This window comes from Rathayibacter sp. AY1C5 (assembly GCF_002931705.1).
Classification (GTDB): Bacteria; Actinomycetota; Actinomycetes; order Actinomycetales; family Microbacteriaceae; genus Rathayibacter.
Genome location: NZ_PSWD01000047.1, coordinates 1 through 11,029, shown reverse-complemented (window position 1 = coordinate 11,029; position 11,029 = coordinate 1). Strand labels below are relative to the sequence as shown.

Below are 11,029 nucleotides of genomic sequence, written 5' to 3'. Positions count from 1 at the left end.
GGGAGAAGGAGAGAACCGCCGCACCGGCCGCGTCCTCGAAGCCGACGCCATCGGCCCCAACCTCACCCGCGCGACCGCCGTCGTCACCACAACCACCCAACGCGCACCCCGCCGCAGCGCCGCCTCCGCGGCTGAGTAGGACTCGGTCCTCCGAGATACTCCGCCATCCGCCGCAGAGTTCGCCGTTCTACGGCCTATATTCGCGGTTCTCCGTAGAGGACGGAGGCGGTCCGGGGTTGGGCTGCTGGAAGCTGCCCACGCCCAGAGCGGCGAGTCCCGCGGACACCGCCGCGCCCAGAAGGCGGAAGACGATCACGAATGCCTTTCCGACGAACTTCAACACGTTTGCCATCACGAGACCATCGCTTTCCGGAACTGATCGCAACGCTAGTGGTTCCGAGCGAATCCCGGTGGGTTCTACTCCCAGCCGTTCGCGATCCGGACCGCGTAGAGGATGACGTGATCCTCCGGGATCGCTGCGCGCACTTCCGGGATCGCCGCGGCGCTCGTCGCCGCGTTGCTGCGCACCACCGTTGATGCCGATTCCGCGCGCGTCCGGTGTGCCAGTTCCCACATGCCTCCATCGTCGCATCCGACGCTGACACGACCCGCTCGAGCGTGGGGGCCGGCGGCGCCGGCCCGTGAGGGGCGACCCCCTCACGCTCCCCGGTGTCCCGTTCCGGGGCGCGAGCTGCACTCGCGCAGCGGCGACGGAGCACCGCCAATGGGAGGCCGCGATGCGGCCCGTTCCATCCGTTTTCCTTACCTTGTTGCTCGGGCGGTTTCGGTGCAGTCGTAGTGTGTCGATCGTCCGAGGACGGCGGGTAGGGCTCCTGCGTTTTGGCCGCTGTGACGGCTTGTGAAGAATGGCCGCCGGCCGTCCACCCGATGGTTCGACCGCTAATTGAGAGAAGCGACCAGATCGCTGCGTAAGGAAAAGTCGGCGCGACCATCACCACCACCTGACTTTGCGAAGGGAGCGGCCATGCCGCAGATCTGGGCCGGGATCGATGCGGGGAAGGGGCACCATCACTGCGTGGTCATCGACGCAGACGGCGCCAAGCTTCACTCCGCCCGCGTCGCCAATGACGAGGCGGCGCTGCTCGAGCTGATCGCTACTGTCACGGATCTCGCCGGCGGCGACGAGTGCCTGTGGGCGATCGATCTCAGCAGTGGGGGAGCGGCACTGATCCTCGGGCTCCTCGCCGCTCACGCTCTGCCGGTCGTCTACATCCCCGGCCACGCCGTGCACCACGCGGCGAAGGCGTACCGGGGTGATGGGAAGACCGACGCGAAGGACGCGGCGATCATCGCCGACCAGGCGCGGATGCGCCGCGACCTGCAGGTACTGACGGTCGAGGACGAGACGCGCATCGAGCTGCGCGCGCTGACCGCTCATAGGAAAGATCTCGTCTGCGACCGCACCCGCGCGATCAATCGCCTCCGCGGGCACCTGCTCGAGTATTTCCCGGCGCTTGAGCGAGCGTTCAACTACTCCGCCAGCCGAGCTTCGCTTCTCCTGCTCACCGGCTATGCCACGCCGGACGCGATCCGGAAGATGGGGGAATCCCGCCTGGCGCGGTGGCTCCGCGCACAGGGCTGCCGAACGGCCGTCGCGACCGCCGCCGCCGCGGTCACCGCGGCGAAGAGCCAGCAGAGCGTGCTTCCTGGCCAGGCGATCGCAGCTGAACTCGCGCGCCGGCTCGCGCTCGATGTCATCGCTCTCGAAAGCCGCATCGCGGAGGTCGACCAGCTCATCGCCGCACGGGTCGAGACCAGCCGTGCCGCTGAGCTCCTGCGCTCGATGCCGGGCTTCGGTCCGCTGCTCTCGGCCGAGTTCCGTGCATCGACCGGCGCTGACCTCAGCGTCTACGTCAGCGCGGACCGGCTCGCCGGCGTTGCGGGCCTCGCCCCGGCGCCGCGCGACTCGGGCAAGATCAGCAGCAATCACCACCGGCCACGCCGCTACGACCGGCGTCTGCTGCGCGCCTGCTACCTCGCAGCGATGGTCAGCGTGCAGCAGAAGACCGAGTCGCGAATCTTCTACGACCGCAAACGTGGCGAGGGGAAGTCGCACAAGCAGGCCATCCTCGCCCTCGCCCGACGGCGTCTCGACGTCATCTGGGCGATGTTCCGCGATGACCTCCCCTACAGCTCACCCGTCGATGGCTGTCAGGGCGCTGCGCAGGCCGCCTCTAGCCCCACACGACTTCGTCAGCTACCGGAACCTACGCAAGGTGGTTCCCAGTTGAACGACCGTTGGTTCGTTCCAATATCTTCCTAACCGGAGTTTGTCGCTTCCGCACCTGGAACTGGCGCCCGAGCTCCGTCCAATGCGTCCATCGCCCGAACGCCCACTCTTCGCGGAATACATCCATTCGAAGGTGCCGTCCGCACCACTGAGCGGCGAGGTCGGCCAGTAGCTCCGGAGCCGCGGGTGGGCCAGTCACCGTGAGGTCTCGGAGCGGATCCGCGCCGTGGTGATCAGCGACCAGCCATCGGTCTCCCCACGAGCCTTCAAGCAGGGGAACCCCGTGGTAATCCTCAGTGCACCCCACCCAGAGCACCGTCATGCCGCCGGATAGACCCGGCACGTCGATACGAGCCCAGACGGTGTCGGGCGAAAAGTCAAAGCTGGTGTCGCTCGGCTGCACGTCCGTATCCCATGCGGCAGCGCGAAGGCTCAATCGCGTCAGGAACGCACGGGTGAACGGACTTGTGGATGGAAGTAGCTCGTCCATCGAAAACCACTCGGCCGTCGTCATCATCAGATTATGCGTCACTTCGACCAGCGGGGGCGCAAGACCGGCTGGCGCTGGCTGATGGAGCCTGCGGCACTGTTGACAACCTGATTGAGATTCTTCACCTCTCCGCGGTTCCAACCTATTTCGCTCCACCGGCTGCGTGCCGCCGATCCCGGACGCGCCCTACGGGCTTATTTCGCCCGTGATCGGTGTCACTCCGCCGGCTCCACTCAAACGGTTTTCCCCGCCCGAGAGGCAAAGAAAAACGATCAGCCAGGAGCAGGAGCAACACACATGGACACCCTCGAAGCGATCCTCCGTGACCAGACGGTCACCTACCTTGTCAGCAAGAACATCCTCTGCCCGCGCACCGGGGCCGTTCTCGACTCGCGCACCTGTGTCGTCTTCAACGACGCGGACGGGGATCCCGCGGTCGTCATCTCGCCCGAGGGCTGGCAGCAGATCGCGAAGGAGCCCGCCACCCTCGACCGCCTCGCGGAGCGCGGGATCACCGTCGACATCAACACCGCGCTGGCCGCAACCCGCTGAGAGGAACAGACCATGTACCGCACCGACACCGGCCTCGCGACCCCCGATCAGGTCGCCCTCATCATCACCGACCAGCGCGCTCACTGGGACCAGAACGCCGACGACAGCGACGACGTGATGCTCGCCGCCGTCCGCAACGCCCACGCCCTGCCGGGCGCCGAGCCCGTCGAGGACGACAGCTCCGCCCTCGCCGCCGCACTGATCGCGTTCCTCACCCCGGACCCCGCCCGCACCGCACCGGTCATCGACGCCGACACCGGATGCGCGACGCCTGAGCAGATCGGCCTCATCGTCGCGTTCGAGCGCAACTACTACGAGGAGCACGAGAGCTACAGCACCGAACGGCTGCTCGCGGGCGTCCGCAACACGCTCACCCTCCCCGGGGTGTGGGTGCTCGGAGGGTTCCCCGTCCGGGAGGACGGCACCGACCACGCCGCCGCGCTGATCGCGTTCCTCATCCCGGCGGTGACTACGTGATCGAGCGCAGCCGTGTCGATGAGCGGCCCGGGGCCGCGCGCGCGGCTCATCAGCTCTCGCGCCTGTCCAGCGGCCGACTCCAGCAGGAGGCCGACCGTGTGCGCCTGCACGGCGAGCGGCTGACGGGGCTGAGTCGGAAGACGAGCCGCCGCCTGATCGAGCAGGAGGAGGCGATCCGAGCGAACCGGATCGCCGCGGCGGACAGCGCCGCTGAGCGGCGGCTCATCGTCGGAGTCGTCATCGCGACGGGCGCTCTTCTCGCGGTCGGGCTGCGGCTGATCCTCACCTCAGGGCAGCTCCCTCCTCTGTTCTGACGAGCGGGCCGCGCTGACTTGTTGTCATGCTTACAAGTCGGACCTCGCCCACCGTCCCGCCTCCGCCTGCGCATCCCGTCAGGGCGAGCAGCAGTGCTCCTGCCAGTGCGATCCCTGCGGTCGTCCGCCTCATCGTGTCCCCCGATCACTCCGCCGCGGCACGTCGCCGGGCGCGTCACCTCGACGCCAACAGCAGCCGCCCGCCCGGACGGAGTCGTCCTGGCGGGCGGGCAGCCCCCGTCCCGGTCACGCGCGCGGGATGACCACCGAGACGCTCGCGCGCGAGGCGCCCGAGACGGCCGTGACCGTGCCGGTGCCGGCGGCGATCGAGCTCTTGCCCGTGCGGAACACCTTGGTCACCGTGGCGCCCGGGGCGACCGCGGCCGAGGACGCCGTGCCGTAGGGCGTCACGACGGTCAGATCGGCGGCCGCGCGGCCGGTGTTCGTCGCCGTCACCGTGACGACGACCTTCCCGAGGATCAGCCGCGAGGTCGCCTTCGCGGTGACGGAGGCGCCGGGCGCAACGCTCGCTCCGGCCAGCGCCGTCGTCACGCCGTCGACGCGCGCGGTGATCGAGACGGTGCCGGCGGTGGAGCCGGTGCGGATCCGGGGGAGCGCGGCGACGCCGTCGGCGCCCGACAGCACCGCGGCGGTCGTCGCTCCGCTCTCGAAGGCCGCCGGCCCGGTGATCGCGAAGCCCACCGAGCGGCCCGCGAGGGCGCGACCGGAGGAGTCGCGCACCAGCACGGACTGCGCGAGGTCGCGCGTCGTCGCGGTCGGCACGCTCTGCAGCGTCCCGCGCGCCTCCGCCGAGGCCGCGAGGGCGATGCCGTTCACCTCGATCTCGGCCACGCCCGTGGACCCGCCGTACTCGCCGGCTCCCCACGCCGTGAACACGAGCCGGAGCGCCGTCGTGGTCACCGGAGCGAACGTCGCGCGGTTCAGCACGTCGCGCTCGCGGCCGGGAGCCGCTCCGCTCACGGGAGTCCAGACGTCGCCGACCAGGTGCTCGACCCGCCACGACCGCGCGGGGATCAGCCCGCGTCCGTCGGCGTCGGCCGCGTCGCTCGCGAACAGCACCGAGGCGCTGTCGACGGTCACGGCGCTCGGCCAGCGCAGCTCGACGTGCTGCTCTCCGACCCGGGGCCAGGAGCCCCAGATCGTCGAGGCGGCGCCGTCGGCGACCGCTCCGACCGAGGTCCACGGCGAGGTGTACGAAGCGCTCGTCGACGAGGCGAGCGGAGCGATGTCGCCGACGTAGTCGGTGCACGGCACGGTCACGGTGACCGTCGCGGTCCGGGTGAGCTCGTCGATCCGGTCGACCCGCACGGACATGCCGGAGTTGAGCACTGCGCTCTCTCCGGCGAGCACGAACTCGTTCGCCTCGCTCGCGTCGCCCGGACGCTCGAGCAGGTCGCCGGCGTACGGCTGGCCCGGGTTCGAGCGCAGGATCTGCACGCCCGAGACGTCGCGGCGCACCTGGAAGGGACTCGTGTACGCGCCGCCGTCGGACGTCGTGTCGGCGCGGTCGTTGTACTGCGCCCAGTAGCGGATGCCCGTGTCCTGCGGGTCGTTCCAGGTGAGCGCACGCCGGCCGGCGGGTCCGGCTCCGAGGGTGTCGAGCGTCGTGGTGCGGGGTGCGCCGCAGACCGGCTGGCGGGTGTTCGGCAGCGTGCCCAGGCGCGCCAGCGACGGGGACGACAGCGGCAGGAACGACCAGGCGCCGCCCATCACGTCGGTCCGGTTGCCGTACTCCTCGCGGCGGCAGTCCGCGGGCAGCGGGGTGGAGGCGTAGTCGCGGGTCGTGGCGCAGTTCACGCTGTAGGCGTGCGGCAGCGAGAGGTTGTGGCCGAGCTCGTGCGCGAGGAAGTACGCGTCCGGTCCGGGCTGGAACGCGCGTCCGCCGTCATCGGGATCGCCGGACTGCTCGCCGTTGGCCCAGTTCGGGCACGGGTCACCCTCAGGCACCATGGCGACCAGGTGCTTGCCCGGTCCGCGCTGCCAGCCGGTCCTCTGCGCGATCCAGTCCTGCAGTCCGCCCGTGTTCGTGCAGCCGATCGGCTGGTCGACGACCTGCCAGTCGACGACCTGGTCGAGCTCGAAGCGGATCGCCCCGCTGGTCTCGCGGGAGTAGAACCGGTCGACGAGGTCGAGGGCGCGGACGGCGTCGGCGGTCGTGTACCCGCCCGGGACGGTGCCCTGCGGAGCGACGAGCGCGATCGTCACGCGGTGCGTCTGCACCTGGGCGCGCGCCGGGATCTCGACGTCGACGAAGTCGGCGTCGAGGGCGAGGGCGGCCTGCTGCGTCGTCGCGTCCGCCTCCGGCTCGATCACGGTGGGCTCGGCGTCTGGAGCCGCGACGGGGCGGTCCGGAGCGGGAGCGGGAGCGGCGGAAGCGGGGGCCACCGGAGCGGCCGCCGCTGGAGCCGCGGCGGGCCCTCCGGCGACGAGCCCGGAGGCCAGCAGCAGTCCGGTGAGCGCTCCAGGGAGCAGGGCGTGTCGTCGTCGCATGGTCGTCCTCTGGGTCGGTCCTCGCTGAGTGCCCCGAGCGGCAGCAGGCGGGGGCACGAGCTCCCGCCGACCTCCTCGCCGCTGAGGAGTCGGCTGACGTTACCGTGAACATCCGTGCAGGAACGGGCAGATGTCCCTCCGCGGCGGCCCCTTTCCGGGTGGGGACCAGAAATGACGAAGGCCGGGAGCGGGACCCCGGCCTTCAGCGACGATCAGATCTCGGTGTGCCCCAGATCCGCCGCGTCCAGCAGTCGGATCTCGGTCTCACATGCAGGGGTCGCAGGTGGGGGAGGGCCGGCCTTCCAGCCGGCCCGCGAGGGGCGATCCCCTCACACTCTCTAATGGTCTCGGCTGGCCTGGTGCCGGCTGTCAGGCTGGTCCTGGCTTGCTCGGGCGTGACTCATCACACTCTTGACCGCAGTGTCTTGCCGGGGACCTGTCCGTCCGAGCGAGCTAGTTCCGGCGTGACGCTGCGATGGCTTGATAGAAGGTTGTCCGCGACTTCGGCCGCGTGACTCGTTAGAGAGATGCCTCCGCGGCGCATCCCACCTGGATGACCCCTGAGGAGAAGAGGCCGCATGATCGTCGCCCACCACTATGACCACGTCGTCGGAGTCGACACCCACGCCCGCACCCACACCTACGCAATCGTCGCTACCAAGACCGGCGAGATCCTCGGAACGAAAGCCTTCCCGGTCACGGCGGCGGCGATCGACAGAGCGATCGCCTGGGTGCGAGGCATCGCGGGCGGGTCGGTTCTGTTCGCGATGGAGGGCACTGGCTCCTACGGTGCGTCGTTGGGTCGAGCGCTGCTGCGTGACGAGATCGTGTTCTGCGAGGTGCGGCCGCCGAAGAAGTCGAGCCGTGTCCGCGGCAAGACTGATGAAATCGACGCGATCGCTGCCGCGACCTCGGCGATGGGAATCGAGCTCGAGGCGCTGACTCGGCCGAAGGCCGACGGGCTGCGCAACGCGCTCCGAGTGACGCTTGATGCCCGCCGGGATATGGAAGTTCGTCGCACGAGCGCCCGGAACCAGCTCAACGCGTTGGTTCGTACCGCGGACTTCGGGCTCGACACGAGGCGGGCACTCACCGATCGCGGTGTGCAGCAACTCGCCAATCTGGACGCTAATCGTTCCGACGTGGCTGAGCGCATCATCCGCGCTGAAGCTGTCCGGTTGGCCTCGACCGTGATCGATCTTGGACGACAGATGCGACACAACCGCGAAGTGTTAGCTGAGCTGGTCGAGCTTCTCGCGCCCGGGCTGCAGCAGATCTACGGCGTCGGCCCGGTCACCGCCGCAGTGGCAGTCGCGGCATACTCCCACCCCGGCAGGGTGCGGAGCGAGGCTGCGTTCGCAGCTCTCGCCGGAGTGAACCCGATTCCGGCGTCATCGGGGAACACAACACGCCACCGGCTCAACCGTGGCGGTGACCGTCAGCTCAATCGCGCGCTCGACGTGATCGCTCGCGTACGGATGGTCTCCGAGGCGCGCACTCGCGCATACGTCGAGCGACGAACGTCAGAGGGCCGAACTGTCCGCGAGATCAGGCGCAGCGTCAAGCGATACATCGCACGTGAACTATTCAAGGCGCTACAGGTCCGCATGGTGTTGGGCACGTAGCCGTGTGAGTCGACGCCGAGCACGATACGAGGGCGCCTGTTCGGCCGTCTACGGGGCGTCAGGGGTGACGAGTCTTACGCGAGGGTCGTGGAGTCCTGATCATCTAAGCGGAACACTGCGCAGCGCGGCGCGGCCGCTGCGAAATCGGCAGCGGTCGACTCCGGGCCGACTTCGAAGATCTGAGCGGCGACTTTTCGGCCCTGGCTGTGCTGATGCCAGTACGCGCTGAGGATCGGGCCGCGCTGTTCGAGGGTCATCTCGGTGAAATTCGCGGCCTCTCGTCGTCGGCCGCGCTGGATCTCGCCACGGCCGGCAGCCCTCACGTTCTTGACCCAGGACATCTTCTGCCCGGCGACCACGTACCGAGCCCCGTCCACGACCACGATCGAGACGGGTGTGGACCGCGGCTCGCCGGAGACCCGGCCGACCACGGTCAGAACATGCGGAGGACCGGTGGTGATGCCGATGTTGTTGAGGAACACGATCACCCTGTTGGCGTACTTCAAGAACGGGGGAAGGTTCTTGTCTTGTGGCATGTCCTACGACCTCGCTTCAAACACGCGGCCCCTCGGGCTCGCTGCGGCGTCCAGTATCCATCGGGACCCCGTCGACTCCCTGACCGGCGCCGCGGGGTCGCACGCCGAGACGACGACCGACCGCTTCATCGCGTGTTGGGTCTTGACTCGAAGCCATAGAAGGGTCCCCGGGGAGCATGGCTTTAGTGGAAGTTGATCGTGGAGGGCGCAGGTGCCTTCCACGACTCTTCCTGATACGAGTGCGGGTCGTGAGCCTCGCGGGGCGGCTCCCCGAACGGATCCTTCGGCAGCGCCGTCGGCGCTGTGGTGAACTTCGCGCGGAGCGATGCGGCGATGGAGCGAATGCGGTAGATCACGGCGTTCATGTCGTTCTCCCGTTCGGGGTGATCAAGCGTCACCTGCCCGAAGCCTACCGACGTCGTTTCTCCGGCGGGGCGCGAGCTCCGCACGCGCAGCGGCGACGGAGCACCGCCGGCGGGAGCCGCTACGCGGCGCGTTTCCAGGTTTTCTTCACCTCTCCGCGGTTTCAACCTATCTCGCTCCGCCGGCTACGTGCCGTCTCTCTCGGACGCGGTCGCACGCTCCCTTATTTCGCCCGAGAGAGCCGTCACTCCGCCGACTCCACTCAATTGGTTTTCACTCGCCGGAGAGGCAAAGAAAAACGATCAGGAAGACGACAAAAGCCCCGTAGTTGGTCTAGAACCACGGGACTTGTCGCCTCAATGGTCGCACACCGATTGAGGAGAAACCATCGTGACTATCACTACCGGAACCGGGACCGTTCAGCACATCGACCCGACCGTCCTCGTGATCGAGGCGAACGTCCGCACCAGCGCCCCGCTGACGAAGGACTTCATCGCGTCGATCCGCGAGAACGGCGTCATCACCCCGGTCCTCGCCCGCCGCGACGAGCACGGCAACGTCATCGTCCGCGCCGGGCAGCGCCGCACCCTCGCCGCCCGCGAGGCCGGAGCGCCCACCATCCCGGTCTACGTCGTGGAGGGCGACGACAAGGCCGCCGACCGGATCGTTCAGCAGATCATCGAGAACGACCAGCGCGCCGAGCTGAGCGTCGCGGACCGCACCGCCGCGTGGGCGCAGCTCGCGTTCGAGGGCGTGTCCGCCGCAGCGATCGCCAAGCGCACCGGCACCAAGACCGACGCGGTGTAGAAGGGGCTTGCGGTCGCGGAGTCCGCGACCGTCACGTCCGTGCTCCGCGAGCACGAGCTGACCCTGGACCAGGCGGCGGTGCTGTTGGAGTTCGAGGACGACGCCGACGCCCGCGCGAACCTGATCGAGGTCGCCACCCACGACCCGGCCCAGTTCGAGCACACCGCGCAGACCCTCCGCGACGAGGCCGCGCACCAGGCGCTCCTCGCGGCGACCGCCGCCGAGTACACCGGCAACGTCTTCCAGATCCTCACCCGCTCCGACGCCTACGGCGACCAGGCGACGTGGACGCCGATCCGGCAGCTGCGCGGCGAGGACGGGAAGAGCGTCACCCCTGAGCAGGTCGCCGCCGCTCCCGGCCGCGGAGTGCTCATCGACACCAGCTGGCGCGGCGAGGTCGAGGTCACGCTCCTCGTTCAGGACCCCACCGCCGCCGGATTCACCTACGCCTACGGAGCCCCCGAGCAGCCGCAGACCGAGGAGGAGGCCGAGGAGGAGCATGCCGAGAAGTCCGCGGAGCGGAGGGTGCTCATCGCCAACAACAAGGCGTGGAACGCGGCCGAGAAGGTGCGCCGCGAGTGGATCGCGACCTTCCTCGCCCGCAAGACCCTCCCCAAGGACGCGGATCGCGTCATCGCTCTCGGTCTCACCGCTCACCGGTTCGCGGTGTCCTCCGGGATGACGGGCGGCAGCGACCTCGCGCACGCGCTGCTGCACATCGAGCGTCCCTCCGGCTACCGCGCCGACGCCCTCGCAGCGCTGGTCGAGGGGAACCCCGCGAAGGCCCGCCTGGTCGCGCTGGCCGTCGTGCTCGGAGGCCAGGAGGCGCACACGAGCAAGGAGTCCTGGCGACGCGGCGACGAGCGCACGGCCGAGCACTTCCGCCAGCTCGCGGCCTGGGGATACGCGCTCTCCCCGGTCGAGCAGGTCGTCACTGGCGACAGCACCCCCGCCGACGCCGCAGGACTCAGCTAGCCCACCCGGCGGGGACCGGCTCGCGCCGGTCCCCGCCCCTCCTCTTCTCCCACTGCTGCACAGGAAGGCCCGACCATGACCACCACGACCACCGCCCCCCGCCCCGCCCACCGCTTCGACCCGTACCA

Annotated in this window: 9 protein-coding genes and 1 pseudogene; 7 read left to right on the top strand and 3 right to left on the bottom strand. The window is 69.3% G+C overall.

The annotated features are described in order from the left end of the window. Positions 1–985: 985 nt before the first annotated feature. The 4 genes and pseudogenes from C5C57_RS17145 to C5C57_RS17130 all read left to right on the top strand — a co-directional run. Positions 986–2,152: pseudogene (locus C5C57_RS17145) on the top strand (IS110 family transposase); the annotation flags it as partial. 886 nt (positions 2,153–3,038) lie between these two features. Further along, positions 3,039–3,293 carry a hypothetical protein gene (locus C5C57_RS17140; protein WP_104223237.1) on the top strand — a complete coding sequence of 85 codons (255 nt, stop codon included), beginning with the start codon at positions 3,039–3,041 and terminating at the stop codon, positions 3,291–3,293. Positions 3,294–3,305: 12 nt separating this feature from the next. After that, on the top strand, positions 3,306–3,770 hold the full coding sequence (locus C5C57_RS17135) for a hypothetical protein (protein ID WP_104297922.1): 465 nt from the start codon (positions 3,306–3,308) through the stop codon (positions 3,768–3,770). Then, positions 3,767–4,084: a hypothetical protein gene (locus tag C5C57_RS17130; protein WP_104260266.1), complete on the top strand. Its 318-nt coding sequence runs from the start codon at positions 3,767–3,769 to the stop codon at positions 4,082–4,084. The genes C5C57_RS17135 and C5C57_RS17130 overlap by 4 nt, the downstream gene beginning before the upstream one ends. Positions 4,085–4,330: 246 nt before the next feature. Here C5C57_RS17130 and C5C57_RS17125 read toward each other — a convergent pair whose 3' ends face one another. After that, complete coding sequence (locus tag C5C57_RS17125; RefSeq protein ID WP_146082473.1) at positions 4,331–6,595, bottom strand: Ig-like domain-containing protein; 2,265 nt, start codon at positions 6,593–6,595, stop codon at positions 4,331–4,333. Positions 6,596–7,173: 578 nt separating this feature from the next. Between C5C57_RS17125 and C5C57_RS17120 the strand changes: the two genes are divergently transcribed. After that, positions 7,174–8,220, top strand: a complete 1,047-nt coding sequence (locus C5C57_RS17120; RefSeq protein WP_104297920.1) for an IS110 family transposase — start codon at positions 7,174–7,176, stop codon at positions 8,218–8,220. Between the two features lie 74 nt (positions 8,221–8,294). Here C5C57_RS17120 and C5C57_RS17115 read toward each other — a convergent pair whose 3' ends face one another. Together C5C57_RS17115 and C5C57_RS17110 are read right to left on the bottom strand one after the other, a co-directional pair. Continuing rightward, entirely contained in the window at positions 8,295–8,756 is a 462-nt protein-coding gene (locus C5C57_RS17115) for a nitroreductase family deazaflavin-dependent oxidoreductase (protein WP_104297919.1), read from the bottom strand. 182 nt (positions 8,757–8,938) lie between these two features. Then, positions 8,939–9,154: a hypothetical protein gene (locus C5C57_RS17110; RefSeq protein WP_146076862.1), complete on the bottom strand. Its 216-nt coding sequence runs from the start codon at positions 9,152–9,154 to the stop codon at positions 8,939–8,941. Positions 9,155–9,509: 355 nt separating this feature from the next. Between C5C57_RS17110 and C5C57_RS17105 the strand changes: the two genes are divergently transcribed. Further along, on the top strand, positions 9,510–9,926 hold the full coding sequence (locus tag C5C57_RS17105) for a ParB/RepB/Spo0J family partition protein (RefSeq protein ID WP_181069262.1): 417 nt from the start codon (positions 9,510–9,512) through the stop codon (positions 9,924–9,926). A 39-nt stretch (positions 9,927–9,965) separates the two neighbouring features. Continuing rightward, positions 9,966–10,901 carry a hypothetical protein gene (locus C5C57_RS17100; protein WP_104297917.1) on the top strand — a complete coding sequence of 312 codons (936 nt, stop codon included), beginning with the start codon at positions 9,966–9,968 and terminating at the stop codon, positions 10,899–10,901. The last annotated feature ends 128 nt before the right edge of the window (positions 10,902–11,029 follow it).

Coding starts and splice junctions, on each gene's coding strand:
- C5C57_RS17140 (WP_104223237.1), top strand. CDS start 3,039: ATGGACACCCTCGAAGCGATCCTCCGTGACCAGACGGTCACCTACCTT.
- C5C57_RS17135 (WP_104297922.1), top strand. CDS start 3,306: ATGTACCGCACCGACACCGGCCTCGCGACCCCCGATCAGGTCGCCCTC.
- C5C57_RS17125 (WP_146082473.1), bottom strand. CDS start 6,595: ATGCGACGACGACACGCCCTGCTCCCTGGAGCGCTCACCGGACTGCTG.
- C5C57_RS17120 (WP_104297920.1), top strand. CDS start 7,174: ATGATCGTCGCCCACCACTATGACCACGTCGTCGGAGTCGACACCCAC.
- C5C57_RS17115 (WP_104297919.1), bottom strand. CDS start 8,756: ATGCCACAAGACAAGAACCTTCCCCCGTTCTTGAAGTACGCCAACAGG.